17 protein-coding genes are annotated in these 15,293 nt (G+C 67.6%); 7 read left to right on the plus strand and 10 right to left on the minus strand.

The features are described 5' to 3' along the window. Positions 1–77: 77 nt before the first annotated feature. A complete protein-coding gene (gene purT / locus IMW82_RS15920) occupies positions 78–1,259 on the minus strand; it encodes a formate-dependent phosphoribosylglycinamide formyltransferase (protein WP_108471130.1) in 1,182 nt (393 codons plus the stop codon). A gap of 125 nt (positions 1,260–1,384) precedes the next feature. On the opposite strand from purT, the gene IMW82_RS15925 reads away from it, so the two are divergent. The 3 genes from IMW82_RS15925 (at position 1,385) to IMW82_RS15935 (ending at position 3,311) form a co-directional block, all read left to right on the plus strand. Beyond that, a complete protein-coding gene (locus tag IMW82_RS15925) occupies positions 1,385–2,260 on the plus strand; it encodes an SPFH domain-containing protein (protein ID WP_211005270.1) in 876 nt (291 codons plus the stop codon). 9 nt (positions 2,261–2,269) lie between these two features. Next, on the plus strand, positions 2,270–2,461 hold the full coding sequence (locus IMW82_RS15930; protein ID WP_108471128.1) for an Arc family DNA binding domain-containing protein: 192 nt from the start codon (positions 2,270–2,272) through the stop codon (positions 2,459–2,461). Between the two features lie 64 nt (positions 2,462–2,525). Next, positions 2,526–3,311 carry a CPBP family glutamic-type intramembrane protease gene (locus IMW82_RS15935; RefSeq protein WP_211005271.1) on the plus strand — a complete coding sequence of 262 codons (786 nt, stop codon included), beginning with the start codon at positions 2,526–2,528 and terminating at the stop codon, positions 3,309–3,311. A 5-nt stretch (positions 3,312–3,316) separates the two neighbouring features. On the opposite strand, the gene IMW82_RS15940 is transcribed toward IMW82_RS15935, so the two are convergent. Beyond that, positions 3,317–3,727, minus strand: coding sequence for a hypothetical protein (locus tag IMW82_RS15940; RefSeq protein WP_211005272.1), 411 nt, complete (start codon positions 3,725–3,727; stop codon positions 3,317–3,319). 49 nt (positions 3,728–3,776) lie between these two features. Continuing rightward, positions 3,777–4,154 carry a DUF423 domain-containing protein gene (locus IMW82_RS15945; protein ID WP_211005273.1) on the minus strand — a complete coding sequence of 126 codons (378 nt, stop codon included), beginning with the start codon at positions 4,152–4,154 and terminating at the stop codon, positions 3,777–3,779. 82 nt (positions 4,155–4,236) lie between these two features. On the opposite strand from IMW82_RS15945, the gene IMW82_RS15950 reads away from it, so the two are divergent. Then, positions 4,237–4,854 carry an SCO family protein gene (locus tag IMW82_RS15950; RefSeq protein ID WP_211005274.1) on the plus strand — a complete coding sequence of 206 codons (618 nt, stop codon included), beginning with the start codon at positions 4,237–4,239 and terminating at the stop codon, positions 4,852–4,854. Then, positions 4,851–5,351: a copper chaperone PCu(A)C gene (locus IMW82_RS15955; RefSeq protein WP_211005275.1), complete on the plus strand. Its 501-nt coding sequence runs from the start codon at positions 4,851–4,853 to the stop codon at positions 5,349–5,351. The genes IMW82_RS15950 and IMW82_RS15955 overlap by 4 nt, the downstream gene beginning before the upstream one ends. Positions 5,352–5,366: 15 nt before the next feature. Here the strand turns inward: IMW82_RS15955 and IMW82_RS15960 are convergent, their stop codons facing one another. The 7 genes from IMW82_RS15960 to IMW82_RS15990 form a co-directional block, all read right to left on the minus strand. After that, positions 5,367–6,248 (minus strand): cytochrome c oxidase assembly protein, encoded by an 882-nt coding sequence (locus tag IMW82_RS15960; RefSeq protein WP_211005276.1) that lies wholly within the window; start codon positions 6,246–6,248, stop codon positions 5,367–5,369. A gap of 101 nt (positions 6,249–6,349) precedes the next feature. Further along, positions 6,350–8,266, minus strand: coding sequence for a Gldg family protein (locus IMW82_RS15965; protein ID WP_211005277.1), 1,917 nt, complete (start codon positions 8,264–8,266; stop codon positions 6,350–6,352). Positions 8,267–8,270: 4 nt separating this feature from the next. Then, positions 8,271–9,005: an ABC transporter permease subunit gene (locus IMW82_RS15970; protein WP_211005278.1), complete on the minus strand. Its 735-nt coding sequence runs from the start codon at positions 9,003–9,005 to the stop codon at positions 8,271–8,273. After that, complete coding sequence (locus tag IMW82_RS15975; protein ID WP_211005279.1) at positions 9,002–9,946, minus strand: ABC transporter ATP-binding protein; 945 nt, start codon at positions 9,944–9,946, stop codon at positions 9,002–9,004. Before IMW82_RS15975 ends, IMW82_RS15970 begins: the two co-directional genes overlap by 4 nt. A gap of 163 nt (positions 9,947–10,109) precedes the next feature. Beyond that, on the minus strand, positions 10,110–11,474 hold the full coding sequence (locus tag IMW82_RS15980; protein ID WP_108471119.1) for a polyketide cyclase: 1,365 nt from the start codon (positions 11,472–11,474) through the stop codon (positions 10,110–10,112). Between the two features lie 237 nt (positions 11,475–11,711). Continuing rightward, positions 11,712–12,353, minus strand: a complete 642-nt coding sequence (locus tag IMW82_RS15985; RefSeq protein ID WP_108471118.1) for a response regulator transcription factor — start codon at positions 12,351–12,353, stop codon at positions 11,712–11,714. Between the two features lie 107 nt (positions 12,354–12,460). Further along, a complete protein-coding gene (locus IMW82_RS15990) occupies positions 12,461–13,684 on the minus strand; it encodes a sensor histidine kinase (RefSeq protein WP_211005280.1) in 1,224 nt (407 codons plus the stop codon). A gap of 195 nt (positions 13,685–13,879) precedes the next feature. Here IMW82_RS15990 and IMW82_RS15995 point away from each other — a divergent pair, with 195 nt between their 5' ends. Together IMW82_RS15995 and minC are read left to right on the plus strand one after the other, a co-directional pair. Then, positions 13,880–14,500, plus strand: a complete 621-nt coding sequence (locus IMW82_RS15995; RefSeq protein WP_211005281.1) for a GNAT family N-acetyltransferase — start codon at positions 13,880–13,882, stop codon at positions 14,498–14,500. Beyond that, a complete protein-coding gene (gene minC / locus IMW82_RS16000) occupies positions 14,497–15,267 on the plus strand; it encodes a septum site-determining protein MinC (RefSeq protein ID WP_211005282.1) in 771 nt (256 codons plus the stop codon). The genes IMW82_RS15995 and minC overlap by 4 nt, the downstream gene beginning before the upstream one ends. Positions 15,268–15,293: the final 26 nt, after the last annotated feature.

Consider the following 15,293-nt stretch of genomic DNA (forward strand, 5'->3'; position numbering starts at 1 on the left):
GTCAATCGAATGCCGGTGACGACGACCGTGACCGCCACCGCCAAGCCTATCGCATCAGGCTGCCCGGACGCCCGCGCTCACAACTCGATGCGCAGATGGCCCGCCGCGCGCACCGCCTTGCCCACCGCCGCCTCCAGCGTGCCGGCGCGCGCCAGCGTCACCGCCATGCGCCGGCGGCCCTTCACCTCGGGCTTGCCGAAGATGCGCAGCTGCGTGTCCGGCTCGGCCAGCGCTGCGGCCACGCCGTGGTAGCGCGGCCCCGCGCCGTCGCCTTCCACCAGCACCGCGCACGAGGCCGAGGGCCCGTACTGGTGGATCACCGGAATCGGCAGGCCGAGGATCGCCCGCGCATGCAGCGCGAACTCGGAGAACTCCTGCGAGATCAGGGTGACCAGGCCGGTGTCGTGCGGCCGCGGGCTGACCTCGGAGAAGATCACCGCATCACCCTTCACGAAGAACTCCACGCCGAACACGCCCCAGCCGCCCAGCGCGCCGGTGACCGCGGCCGCCTGCCGCTGCGCCTCGGCCAGCGCGGCGTCGCTCATCGGCTGCGGCTGCCACGACTCGCGATAGTCGCCCTCTTCCTGGCGGTGGCCGATCGGCGCGCAGAAGCTGACGCCATCGACGTGCCGCACGGTCAGCATGGTGATCTCGTAGTCGAAGTCGACGAAGCCCTCGACGATCACCCGCCCCTTGCCGGCGCGCCCGCCGGACTGCGCGTAATCCCACGCCTGCTGCAGCGCGTCGGCGCCGCGCACCACGCTCTGGCCCTTGCCGGAGGAGCTCATCACCGGCTTGATCACGAACGGGTAGCCGATCGCGGCCGCCGCCTCGCGGTACTGTGCCTCGTCGTCGCAGAAGCGGTACGGCGACGTCGGCAATGCCAGTTCCTCGGCGGCCAGCTTGCGGATGCCTTCGCGGTCCATGGTCAGCCACGCCGCGCGGGCGGTCGGGATCACCCGCTGCCCTTCCTTTTCCAGTTCGATCAGGGTCGGCGTGTGGATCGCCTCGATCTCCGGCACCACCAGGTCGGGCTGTTCCTGTTCGATCACCGCGCGCAGCGCCTTGCCGTCCAGCATGTCGATCACGTGGCTGCGATGGGCCAGCTGCATCGCCGGCGCGTTCGCGTAGCGGTCCACCGCGATCACTTCCACCGCGTAACGCTGCAGCTCGATCGCCACCTCCTTGCCCAGCTCGCCGGCGCCAAGCAGCAGCACGCGCAGCGCGTGGTCGGAACGGGGGGTGCCAAAGGGCTTCATCGGGTTCTCCGGGGTGGCAAACCTGCATTGTAAGCGGCTACCCGCATAGCCCGTGCCGGCAGAACGACCCCCTTGTGTTAGATATCATTTTGATATCTAATTATCCTGCCTTTGGGAGACCACTCATGAACGAACATCAAGGTTTTTCCGTCGCCGGCATTCCCTTCGTCGGCTTCTGCCTGGTCCTGGCCGCCATCGGCGTGTGGCTGGTGGTCGGCGCCATCCACGGCCAGCCGGACGCACCGCCCGTCGTGCCGTTGTTCGGCGGCGTGCTGCTGATCGCCATCGACGCCTTCCTGCTCAAGGGCTTCTTCCAGGTCGCGCCGAACGAAGGCCAGGTGCTGCAGCTGTTCGGCAAGTACGCCGGCAGCGTGCGCACGGAAGGCCTGCGCTGGACCAACCCGTTCTGCAGCCGCCGTCGCATCTCGCTGCGCGTGCGCAACTTCGAGAGCGGCAAGCTGAAGGTCAATGACAGCGACGGCAATCCGATCGAGATCGCCGCGGTGGTGGTGTGGCAGGTGATCGACACCGCCGAGGCCGTGTTCTGCGTGGACGACTACGAAAACTTCGTGCATATCCAGAGCGAGTCGGCGCTGCGCCAGATGGCACAGAGCTACCCGTACGACGCCCACGACGACGGCAAGCCGTCGCTGCGCAGCCACGGCGAGGTGATCAACTCGCACTTGCGCGACGAGATCCAGGCCCGCCTCGGCAAGGCCGGCGTGCAGGTGGTCGAGGCGCGCATCAGCCACCTCGCCTACGCCCAGGAAATCGCCCAGGCAATGCTGCAGCGGCAGCAGGCTGGCGCGATCATCGCCGCCCGCACACGCATCGTCGAAGGTGCGGTCAGCATGGTCGGCATGGCGCTGGAGCAACTGCGCGCGCAGGGCGTCGTCGAACTCGACCAGGAGCGCAAGGCCACGATGGTCAGCAATCTGCTGGTGGTGCTGTGCGGCGAGCGCGGCACCCAGCCGGTATTGAACACCGGCACGTTGTACTGACGCGTCACGATGGCCGCCGAGAAAAAAGCCTACCCGCTGCGCATCAGCGCCGCCGTGCTGGATGCGATGCAGCGCTGGTCGGACGACGAGTTGCGCAGCGTCAACGCACAGATCGAATACGTGTTGCGCGAGGCGCTGCGCAAGGCCGGCCGCCTGAAACCCGGCAAGCCGGACCCCGTGACGGATGACGACCACGACTGATTTGATCGAAGGGGAAAAGTCATGCTGAAGCTTGCCGTTTCCATCGGCGTCGCTGGATTGAGCCATGAACATGACGCCGCCTGAACTGCCAGTGCGCGAGCCACACCTGAAACTGGCGCTGCTGCTTGGCGTGGCGGGAGTTCTCGCCACGCTCGCGCTGAGCCCGTATCTGATGGCGCTGATGCCGCTGAAGTTTGCGCTGCTGCCCGTTCCACTGTGGGTGGTACTGGGCGCGCAGGCGCTGCAAGCCGGCGTGCTGTGCTGGCTGCTCGGCTGGCTGGGCCTGTTCCTCGGTGCCCGCCATCGACTGGACGCACCATGGCTGCGCGCATGGGTCTATCGCCAACCGCGCGAGCCAGGCCGGCAGTCGCACTGGTGGCTGGCTGTGGTGCTCGGCGCAGTGAGTGCGCTGGTGGTGATTGGCATCGACCTGATCGGATCACCCTGGCATGCCACTGATGCCCACGCGGCGCTCGACTCGGCCTGGCGGGGTGGCTTGGCTTCGTTCTACGGCAGCATCGTCGAGGAGACCGAGTGCCGCCTGTTCCTGGTCAGCCTGTTCGTCTGGCTGCTGGCATGGACGTCCCGGCGGCAGGCAAGGTCGTGGATGTTCGTGGTCGCCATCGTGCTGGCCGCCCTGCTGTTCGGCGCCGGCCATCTGCCGGCGGCATTCGCCACCGGCATGGCGCACACGCCGCTGTTGATCGGCAGAATCGTGTTGTTGAATGCCGTGGTAGGCGTTGTCAGCGGCACACTGTTCTGGAAGTACGGCCTGGAGCACGCGATGCTGGCGCACTTCTGCGCCGACCTGGTACTGCACGTGGCCATGCCGCTGGCCGGCATGGCCTGATTCGCTCAACGGGCGTTGAAGGCCACTTCCTGCAATTGGGGCAGCTTCAGCAGGTGCACTTGCTCCGGCTGCCTGCCCGTCACGAACAGCAGCGACCCCCGTTGCGCGATCGACTGCACGTCAGGCAGGCCATCGTCCGCGCCCAGACGCTCCAGCGGGCGACCATTGTTGGCGTCGTAAACGACAAGTTCGCGGGTTGCCGGATCGACCACCAGCAACCAGTCATGACCGGCGTCCTGCCAGTGCACCAGTTGACTGATTGAACGGGTCTCTGTCGTTCCGGCAGGAGCCGCAGACCACGACCACACCAGACATGCCAACAACGCGGCGAGCAGAACCAGGCCGAGCCCGCGCAAGAGATGGCTGCGCGACCATGTCGCATGGGAGCGATGCCAAAGGGCAGCCTGCGTTTCCATGCGGACACCATCGCAGCCGGTCATGACTGCCGGATGACACCTTCAGGAATTATTCGTTGCGGGTGCGCAATGTCCAGCCGAGCGCGAGCCAGCCGATGACGAAGGCGAGCCCGCCGAATGGCGTGATGATGCCGACCCAGCGCGGCGCACCCAGTGCCAATGCATACAGGCTGCCGCTGAACAGCACGATGCCAGCGGCGAATGCTCCCATCGCGATCCGCCCGCTGCGGCCGCGCCCCAGCCCGGCCGCCATGGCCAGCGCCAGCGCATGCCACACGTGGTAGTCCACCGCCGTGTGCCACAGCTCGCTGCCGCGGGCATCGAGCACACCGCGCAATGCATGCGCGCCGAACGCGCCCAGCAGCACCGCACTGGCACCGGCCACACCGACCAGCAGGGCGATACGGGTACCGATAGTTTGTCGCATCGTGTTCGTACCCCTCGGTCGGCGAACCCGGCAACCCGGCCGGTGTCGTATGCTTGAACGGATGAAGACCCAGGATTCTCGCATGAAGCCCCGCCACTGGCTGCGCCCCACCCTGTTGTTGCTGCTGCTTGCCGCCGGCCTGCTGCTGGGCGGCTGTCACCGCGGCGAGCCACTGCCGTTCCGGCTGACCAACATCAGCGGGCACATGCCCGACCTCGACTTCAAGCTCACCGACGACAACGGCAAGGCCGTCACCGGCGCCGACTATCGCGGCAAGGTGGCGCTGCTGTACTTCGGCTACACCCACTGCCCCGACGTCTGCCCGCTGACCCTGGCGCAGCTGCACGTGGTGATGCAGCGGCTGGGGCCCCTGGCCGACGGCGCGCGGATCCTGTTCGTCAGCGTCGACCCGGCGCGCGATACGCCGGCGATCATGCATGCCTACGTCAACGCGTTCGACCCGCGCGCGGTCGGCCTGGTCGGCGATGCACGCGCGGTGGAGGCCTTGAGCAAGCGCTATCGCTCGGCGTTCACCCGCGAGCCGAGTTCGGCCGACGGCACCTACGAAGTCAGTCACAGCTCGGCGATCTACGTGTTCGATCGCGACGGCCACGCGCGCGTGCTGGCCACCCCGTCCGCCTCGCAGGACGACCTGGTGCACGACCTGCACCTGCTGCTCGACACCGGAGCCACGCCATGAAGACATCCACGCTGTCGTTGCTGCTGTCCGGCCTGCTGCTGGCCGGCGGTGTCCACGCCACCGACGCCGGGCACATCCGCGCCAGCCACGCCTGGATCCGCGTGCTGCCCGGCACGCTGCCGGCCGGCGCCTATGTCACGCTGGAGAACGACGGCGACCAGCCGGTCGCGCTGAGCGGCGCCAGCAGCAGCGTGTATGCCGAGGTGATGCTGCATCACAGTTCGACCGAAGGTGGCATGAGCCGGATGACCATGGTCGACGCGTTGAACGTGCCGGCGCATGGCAAGGCCGTGCTGGCCCCGGCCGGTTACCACCTGATGCTGATGCGGGCACACACGCCGGTGAAACCCGGCGACACGGTGCGACTGACACTGAAGTTCGCTGACGGCAGCACGCTGGCCACCGACTTCGTCGCGCGGCCGGCCAATGCCATGGATGCGGGCGACGATCACGCGATGCCGGCGATGGATCACGGCGCGATGCCACACGGCCACTGAGCCGCGGCGTAACGCTCAGTCCGACACGACCGTGTCGACCACCGCTGCACGACGGCCGGCCGGCCGATGCGGCGGCTTGCGCGGCAACCGCCCGTTGCGCGACAGCCGCAGCCACAGGCGCAGCGCCATCAGGCCGCCGATCGACTCCACCAGCGCCGACGGTACCCAGATGATCACGCCGCCGATCAGCTGCCCGGTCAGCACGTTGAAGGTGAACGCGCGACCGCAGATCTCGAAGATCGGGTAGAGGTCGGTCTTGGAGAACGTGATGATCGCGCCGGCCACGATCTGCGGCGTCATGGTGATCGCTGGCGACAGCACGCGCAGTCCGGCGGTCATCCGCCCCGGCGGATGCGGCCGGTGGTCCAGCACCAGCGACCAGTAGGCGAAGCCGCTGACCAGCATGCTCCAGTTCATGAAGCGGTAGATGCGCCAGTCCAGCATCGCCAGCGTCTGCATGGACGGGATCAGCCAGACCAGGATGAAGGCGATGAACAGCAGCGTCGCCACGGTGGGATTCAACAGCACGCCGCTGACCAGCCGCCACGGCCATGAACGCTGCAGCGGCCGCAGCAGGCGCAGCCGCCAGGCCAGCGGCAGGCCGGCGCGCAACACCGTGGCCGGGTAGGCGGTGACGATCAGCAGCGGCGCGATGTGGTGCAGCAGCAACTGCTGGATGCGGTGCATGAAGAACTCATGCTCGGCGTAGTAGTCCAGGTAGGTGTGCAGCGACAGGTAGATGATCGCCATGCCGCACCAGAACGCCAGCTTGCGGCCGAAACCGACCGGCCGCCGGCGACTGCCGCGCAGGTACAGCACGGCGGCCGTCACGAAGCACGCGAGCAGCACCCACGAGAACTCCCACGGCACGATCCATTTCAGCAAGGTAGCGGTCACTGCAACGGCACTTCAGTCTGCACCGGCGACGGCCGGCGACCGCCCAGCATAATGCCGCGCGCCGGCGGAGTCAGCCGCGGGCTTGCGGCAGATCGCCGCCTTCACCGGCGCCGGCGGCTGTAGCGGGTACGCCGCCAGCCGTACAACAGGCCGAGCAGCACCACCAGCGCCGGCACCAGCACGATGTTGATGAACTTCAGGCGCAGGCCCAGCGCGTCGATCTCCGCGTTGAGCTGATGCTGCACGTCGCGCAATTCCTTGTTGATCGCCAGCTGGCGCTGGCGGAACTGCTCGATCTCGCGGCGCTGCTCGGCGCTGGCGGTGCCGCCGCGGCTGCCCTTGGCCGGCTGCAGCTCGTCCAGCCGGCGCCGGGTATCGGCCAGTTCCTGCTCCAGCTCCCGCTCCTTCTGCAGGAATTTCTGGTCGGCCACGTTGCGCAGGGCCTGCACCCGCGTGAACGGCCGCTGCGAAGTGGAGCGGCCGCGGATCGACAGCAGCGCCGAGGAGCCGCTGAGGTTGTCCACCAGGTTGGTGACGAAGTCCCCGTTGTTGGCGAAGATCCGCATCATGGTCTGGCCCAGGATGGTCTGCGGCTCCACCCACAGCCGGTCGCTGAGCAGGTCGGTGTCGGCGACCAGGATCACCTCGGCATCCGGCGCCGAGCGGGCGCGGTGGCCCGCCACGCCGGTCCGTTCGGGGAACGCGCTGTCGAAGGTGCCGCGCAGGCGTGCCGCCAGCACGTAGTGCGCGTTGTCGGGCTTGTAATCCTGCAGCAGCGTGGTCGGGTCGCTGCTCGCGTCCAGCACCCGCTGGGTCGGCACCACCTCGGCCTCCGCACTGCTTTGCAGTAGTGGTACCAGCCGTGTCCGCGCATCCGCGGCCAGGTCGAAGTAACCCGCGGTGGACACGTTGATGCGCTGCAAACTGGCGGTGACCACGTCGTTGCGGTTCAGTTCCTGCGCGCCCAGGTCGAGCATCGCCGGATGGTTGAGGCTGCTGCCGGCCAGTTCGATCTGCAGCGCACGGGCGCGGTCCAGCACCACCTTGTGCGGGTCGTAGCTCACGCCCCAGGCCTTGAACAGCCGCGGCAGGTCGGAGCCGTGGTCGGGGAAAGTGGTGCTGTCCGGCGCGTATGGCGAGGTGTCGAGCTCCGCATCGGGATCGACGAACACCACCAGATGGCCGCCACGCAGCACGTACTGGTCGATCGCGTACTGCGCATCGGCCGGCAGTCGCTTGGGATGGATCAGCAGCAGCACCTTGATGCTGTCGTCGACCTTCTGCAGCGTCGATGCCTCCAGCGTCCTCACGTCGAACAGCTGGCCGAGCTGCTGCAGCACCGTCCACGGCTGCTCGCTGAGCATTGGGTTGCCTTCGACCGGCAGCGAGCTGATCACCCCGATCGGCGGCTTGCTGGTCTGGTTCAACTCGTACAGCAGCTTGGCGATGTCGTATTCCAGGAAGGCCTCGCGGGCCGGGTCGAAGAAGGCGATCGCCAGCGTCTTCTCCGGCACGCGGTCGTCGCTGCCTTCGTTCTCGACACCGCCGGACATGGCGCTGCCAGCCAGGCCGAAGAACACCCGCTCGCCGTTGCTGCCGCCGTTCGCCGCGGTCAGGCCGTTGCCCTCGGCGCTGGCTTCGTCGTCGGAATACGGTACCGGGTCGATGATCTGCAGGCGGATATGGCCATGCGAGCGCGCCACCATCTCCTGCAGCATCTCGCGCACGCGCTGTTCGTAACTGCGCAGCTGCGGCAGGTCGCGGGTGGCGTGTTCGGAAAAGTACAGGGTCAGTCGCAGTGGCCGCTGCAGCGTATCGACGATATGCAGCGTACCCGGCGTCAACGTGTACAGCTTGTCGGTGGTGAGGTCGACCCGCGAGGCGTGCAGCCAGCGGCTGCTGGCCACGATCAATGGCACGAACAACAGCACCAGCAGCACCAGCGCGCCATACAGCACGCCGCGCCGGGTCAGCTGCAGCGGGGTGGTGAACAGGCGATACAGGCGCGAGCGTGGCATGGCGTCAGCGCGTCCGCTTCAGGTCGAGCAACAGCACGCCGGCGATCAGCCAGCCGACCGTGCTGAGCAGGAAGTACACCAGGTCGCGGACATCCAGCACGCCGCGCGCGATCGCCTCGAAGTGCCGCAGCATGGACAGGTGCGCCACCGCATTGATCAGCTTGCGCGGCAGCGCGCCGGAGAAGAAATCCTGCACCTGCGGCTGGCCGGCCAAGATCAGCAGCACGCACACCAGCGCAGTAAGGATGAACGCCACCACCTGGCTGCGGGTCAGCGCGGACAGGCAGGCACCGATCGCGATGAAGCTGCCGGCCATCAGCCAGCTGCCCAGGTAACCGGCCAGGATCACGCCGTTGTCCGGCGAGCCGAGGTAGTTGACGGTGATCCAGATCGGAAAGGTCAGCAGCAAGGCCAGCCCGATGAACAGCCACGCGGCGAGGAACTTCCCCAGCATCGCCTGCCACAGCGTCAACGGCAGGGTCAGCAGCAGTTCCAGCGTGCCGCCCTTGACCTCCTCCGCCCACATGCGCATGGTGATCGCCGGCACCAGGATCAGGTACAGCCACGGCTGCATCGTGAAGAACGGCTGCAGGTCGGCCTGGCCGCGCTCGTAGAAGTCGCCCACGTAGAAGGTGAGGATGCCGGCCAGCACCAGGAAGATCACCAGGAACACGTACGCCACCGGCGTCACGAAATAGCTGCGCAGTTCGCGCCGCAGCACCGCGTTGACCGGGTTCACGCGCGGCCTCCGGCGCCATCGCCGTCACCCGTGGTGATCTGGCGGAACACCTCGTCCAGCCGGCCGCGTTCGAGCTGGATCTCCGACACTTCCAGCCCCTGCTCGCGCAGCAGCGTCTCGACCGGTTCCAGGATCCGCGCGCCCGGCTTCGGGAACACCGTGATGCGGCCGTCCAGCGGGTCTACCTCGATCGCCGCCACCTGCGGCAGGCGGCCCAGCATTTCCTGCGACATGCCGCTGCCCGGCGCGCTGAACGACACCGCACCGTGGTAGCGCGAGCGCGCCTCCAGCTCGGCCGGCGTGGCATCGGCCAGCAGCTTGCCGCGCGCGATAATCACCACCCGGTTGCACAGCGCATGCACCTCCTCCAGCAGGTGGGTGGAGACCAGGATGGTGCGGTCGCGCGCCATCACGTCGATCAGCTGGCGCACCGCATGCTTCTGGTTCGGATCGAGGCCGTCGGTGGGTTCGTCCAGCATCAGCACCGGCGGATCGTGCAGGATCGCCTGGGCCAGCCCGACGCGCCGGCGCAGGCCCTTCGACAGCGTGTCGATGCACAGCCCGAGCACTTCCTCCAGTTGCAGCTGCTGCACCACTGCGTCGAACCGGCGGTAGGCGGCCTCGGCCTTGAGCCCGCGCATGCGCGCGATGAACTGCAGGAATTCGCGCGCGGTCATCTCGCCGTAGCTCGGCGCGCCTTCCGGCAAATAGCCAAGCGCGCGCTTGGCCTGCAGCGGCTCGCGGACGACGTCATGGCCGCACACCCGCGCGGTACCCGAGCTGGGCACCAGGAACCCGGCGATCATGCGCATCGCGGTGGACTTGCCGGCGCCGTTGGGTCCAAGCAGGCCGAGCACCTGGCCCGGCTCGACACGAATGCTCAGCGCGTCCACTGCGGTCAGGTTGCCATAGCGTCGGGTGAGCTGGTCGGTCTCGATCATGTCCGGTGGAAGGCTGTGGCGGCATACCGCGCCGGGCGCGGGCGAACCCGCCGACCATCGTCGCGGATCGCCCCGCAATGTACCGCAAGACACCGGCCTGTGGCCCGAAAAGAAAAGGCCCCTCCGAACGGAGGGGCCTCTGGAGGCACTGCGGCGATCCGGCTTACTTGCCGGCGCTGGCCGCTGCGGCCGGTGCGGCAGCGCTGCCGGCCGGGGCCGGTGCCGTGCCCGACGCGGCCGGCGCCCCTTCGAGCGTCGGCGGCTGCAGGCCCGCTTCCTGTTCGGGGGTCTGCTCCGGTGCGTTGCTGATCGGCAGGAACACGTTGTATTTCGCGTAGGTGGTGATGTTGCCGCCGGCGTCCTTCACTTCCGGCGTGGCGATCACGTCGTAGGCGCGGTTGACCACGTCGTCGTACTTGTAGCCGTGGGTCTGCGCATAAGCCTTGAGCATGTCGCGGGTCTGCGGCACGCCGGCGAAGGTGCCGTTCCACACGCCCTTCAGCGCCGCACCGCCGAAGGCCAGCGTGGCGCGCACGTTGCCGTCCACCACCACGCGGCCGTAGCGGTCGCGGCTGCCGACGGCGACGCTGGCGTCCGCGGCGGCGGCCGCGCTGCTGGCCTCGGCCGGTGCGCCGGAAGCGTCCAGCGCCGGCGGGGTCGCCGCGGTCAGCTGCTCGCTCTGGCCGTTGATGGTCAGCGTGCTGGAGTCGATCGGGAACGCCACGTCGAAGCTGTAGGTCTGGTCGCCGTAGTTGGTGGTGATCAGGATGCGCGAGCCGGTGACATTCACGCCAAGCTTCTTGGCGGCTGCCTGGACTTCGGCTTTGGCCTTGGTGATGGCGTCTTCCACCGCCTCCATGCCGTCCTTGCGCTGGATCGAGGTGGACACCAGCAGCACCGGGGTCGGCTGGGTCTGCTGAATGGAGGGGATCAGCTGGCTGTAGTCGATGTTCGGCACACCAGCCAGTACGTTCTGCAGGTTGTTCAGGCTGAACTGGATGAACGAGTCGGGATCGCCGTGGATGTACAGGTTGGCGAAGCGGTTGACCAGGTTCCAGCCATAGGAGACGTCATACGACCAGGTGACCTGGGTCAGCTGCCCGCGGCTGCCCTGGCGTTCCAGGTCCAGCGTGAAATGCTTGTCCAGGCCGCGCCAGCTGTTGTCCAGGTTCCAGACGATGCTGGCGGTCTTGGTGTTGCTGTCGATCTTGTCGAACTCGGGCGTGGCGCTGGCGATGGTCAGGCCGCCGTTGCCGACCTTCGGGTCGGTGCTGGCCCAGCTGACCTCGGCACCCGGGCCGTACGACTTGCCGGAGAATTTGAACTGGATGTTCGGGTCGAACGAGCGCAATACCGAGTAGTCGGGCAGGCGGCGGTAGTTGTCGAGCACGTCGTAGACCTGCCGCATGTCCTTGCCGATGACCAGTTGGCGCTCCACGTGGCCACTGCCGGGCATGACCACAGCTGCCAGGACACCGATGACCGCCACGATGACCAAGGCAACAAGAAATTCAAAGACACGCATCATTCCAGAGTTCTCCGAAGCGTCTTTACGCCGTACCTAGATAGTGTTGTCCCAGCCGTCCGCGCGGGCCCGCCCGAGGGTTCATCCCGAGGGCCATGGCAGGGGGTCGGCAAACGCCGAAGCTACGGATGTTACTTGCTCACGGGCCGGAACGCTATCGCCGGCATCACCCCATCCGGAAGGCCAAAAACGGGCTGAGGCGGACCGCCGGCACCGGCGCCGGGCAGCGCCCGGCCCGCGTCAGACGATGCCCATTTCCAGCGCCTTCAGCACGGCCCGGGTGCGGTCGCGCACGCCAAGTTTGGACAGGATGTTGGAAACGTGGTTCTTCACCGTGCCCTCGGCCACCTTCAGCGAATTGGCGATTTCCTTGTTGCTGTAGCCCCCGGACAGCAGCCGCAGGATCTCGGTCTCGCGCTCGGTCAGCGGGTCCGGCTGCTCCAGACTGGTGAAACTGTTCTGCATCCGCGCCACCCCGGCCATCAGGCGCTGGGTGACCATCGGCGCCACCAGCGAGCCACCGCTGGCCACGGTGCGCACCGCCTCGACCAGTTGCTCCAGCGAGACGTCCTTCAGCAGGTAGCCGCGCGCGCCGGCCTTGAGGCCCTGCAGCACCAGCTGGTCGTCGTCGAAGGTGGTGAGGATGATGGTCGGCGGCAATTCGTTGCGGGCGGACAGCGCCTGCAGCACCTCCAGCCCGCTCATGTTCGGCATGCGCAGGTCCAGCAGCACCACATCCGGCTTGACCCGCGGGATGTCCTGCACCGCCTGGGCGCCGTCGGCGCACTCGGCTACCACGCGGATATCTTCAGCCAGGTCCAGCAGCGATCGAACGCCCTGGCGCACCAGATTCTGGTCGTCGACGAGACAAACGGAAATCATCGCGGATCCTCGGACAAACTGACTTGAGAAAGTGATACTGGCGGCTGGCAGTTCGGGCCGCTGCCAACGCCGGCGCACTTTGCGCCCCCGGCGCGGGCCGCCAAAGATTACGACACATTCAGCGCGGGCGGTTCAAACCGCGTCGGTGCGTGCGCCAGCGCGGTGTGCTCGCCCAGCGGCAGCCGCACGGTCAGCGCAAAACCCCGGCTCAGGCCGGTGTCCAGCACTACGCTGCCACCGAATTCGGCCAGCCGCTCGCGCATGCCGGACAGGCCATTGCCCGGCTCGACGTTCTCGGCGCCGCGCCCGTCGTCGCGCGCGTGCAGGCCGAGCAGGTTGTCCCCTGCATAGGCGAAATTCAGCCACAGATTGCGTGCGCCGGCGTGCTTGGCGGTATTGGTGATGATCTCCTGGGCGCAGCGCAGCAGCACCTGCGCGCGGCGCGGGTCCTCCACGCTGAAACGCGGCGGCATGACCACGTGCACGCTCAGGCCGGGCACGCCCTCGGTGAGGCTGCGCAACGCCTGGGTCAGGTCGATCGCGTCGTCCTGGCGCAGCTCGCTGACCACCTCGCGCACGTCGGCCAGCAGCAGCTTGGCCGTGCTCTGCGCCTTGCGCACGTGCGCGCCGGCCGCTTCGTTGCTGAGATGGCTGGCCACTTCGAGGTTCAGGCTCAGCGCGGTCAGGTGGTGGCCGATCAGGTCGTGCAGGTCGCGCGCGATGCGCATGCGCTCGGCGATCCGGCTGGACTCGGCCAGCAAGGCGCGGGTAGCGCGCAGCTCGGAGTTCAGGCGACGCTGCACTTCGCGCTGTTCAGCCTGCTGGCTGGCCACCGTCGAGGTCACGAACACCAGCACCGAGATGCCCAGGTAGATGCTGGCCTGGATGAAGCCCACAGCAATGCTGTGGTCGTATTCGGGGAAGGTGGCGAAGATCGCCACCAGGCTCAGGTGCTGCAGCACCAGCCAGAACACCGCCAGCCAGAACGGCAGCAGCCACGGCAGCACCAGCGAGGCGACCACCATCAACATCGCCGACAGGCCGCTGTGGCTGTACCAGCCCACCGCCACCGCGGCTGCCGTCATCAGGGCCAGGCCCAGCAGCTTCAGGCCCGGGTAGCGGCGCGAGCCGAGGTTGCTGGTCAACAGCCAGTACATCAGGCCGAAGACCAGGTAGCACAGCGTCCACAACAGCAGCGAGAAATTCGGGCGATGCAGCTGGTCGAGTCTTTCGGTGGCCCAGTTGGTGACCAGCGGCGTGCCCGCCGACAGGTAGGTGAAGAAGCCCGCATAGCGAAGCAGACGGATGTGATTGATGAATGGCCAGCGCATCCCCGCATCATTGGCCGTGGCTGCGTTTCGCGCAATGCGCGAGAAGTCATGGCCGGCCGGGGCGTCCCGCTCGTTTTACGAAGCTTTTACATGTGCCCTTGCGAGATGTAAGGGCTGCGGCCGCATGGCATAATGGGCCATTGCGCGAGGCTGCTGCCCGACCTCGTCCCCGATTCCATCATTGCGGAGCAACGAATGGCCCTTGCCATCCGCGACGTGCGCGAGCACGACCTGGATGCCGTACTGGCGCTCAACAACGCCGCCGGTCGCTCCATCCTCGCCCTCGATACAGCCCAGTTGCGCTACTTCCACGAGCACGCCGAGTATTTCCGCGTGGCCGAGATCGACGGTCATCTGGCCGGGTTCCTGATCGCGCTGCGCGAAGGCAGCGACTACGACAGCCCGAATTACCGCTGGTTTGCCGAGCACTACCCGCAGTTCGTCTACATCGACCGCATCGTTATCGCGAACGCCTACCGCCGCCACGGCCTGGGCCGCATCTTCTACTGCGACGTGCACAGCTACGCCGAGGTGCGCGTGCCGCTGCTCACCTGCGAGGTGTTCCTGGAGCCGCGCGACGACGTGGTGGTGCTGTTCCACGGCACCTACGGCTTCCAGGAAGTCGGCCAGCAGCGCATGGGCGAACACGGCCCGCAGGTCAGCCTGCTGGCCCGCGACCTGCCCAGCTACGCCTACGTGCGCGACACCTGGCTCGAACACGGCGGCCTGCCCGACGTGCCATGGCTGGCCGAACGCGAACGCCCCGCCCTGCACGGCGCCACCCCGCGCCGCCACGCCGGGGAGCGGCGCCCGTGAGTGTAAAAACCGAGACCAACGATGCCTGCGACCTGCGCTTCGGCCAGGTCGGCATTGCCTGCGTGCGCGTGCGCCGGGTCGACGCCGCCGCACTGTGCGACGAACTCGAGCGCCGCGTGCGCGCCGCGCCGCAGATGTTTGCCCGCACCGCCGTGGTGCTGGACCTGAGCCACCTGCTCAACCTGCCCGACGACGGCGCCGTCGATGCCCTGCTCGAGGCGGTGCGCAGCGCCGGCATGCTGCCGGTCGGCTTGGCCTACGGCACCAGCGAGACCGAGGCATTGGCCCGGCGCATGGGCCTGCCGCTGATCGCCAAGTTCCGCGCCGCCTACGAGCCCGCCCAGGGCAGCGCACCTGCTGCCGAACCGGCCACGCGCAGCGAGCCCGCCCCGGCGGTGCAGCGCGAGCCAATCCTGTCGGCACCGCCGCCCGGCAGCATGCAGGGCGCCCAGCACCACAACGGTTCGGTACGCTCGGGCCAGCAGATCTATGCACGCGACCGCGACCTGATCGTCACCGGCGCCGTCGCCAACGGCGCCGAGGTGATTGCCGACGGCAACATCCACATCTACGGTGGCCTGCGCGGTCGCGCCATGGCCGGCGCGCAAGGCGACGAAAAGGCACGTATCTTCGTCTCGGACTTCCGCGCCGAACTGGTGGCGATCGCCGGCCAGTACCGGGTGTTCGAACAGATTCCTGACGACCTCGAGGGCCAGTCCGTGCAATGCTGGCTCGAAGGCGACAAGCTGATGATCGCCAGGCTGTAATCACCTACAACAAGAACAATCATGCG

Origin of the sequence: Rhodanobacter sp. B2A1Ga4, assembly GCF_018101315.1 — a bacterium.
Classification (GTDB): domain Bacteria; phylum Pseudomonadota; class Gammaproteobacteria; order Xanthomonadales; family Rhodanobacteraceae; genus Rhodanobacter; species Rhodanobacter thiooxydans_A.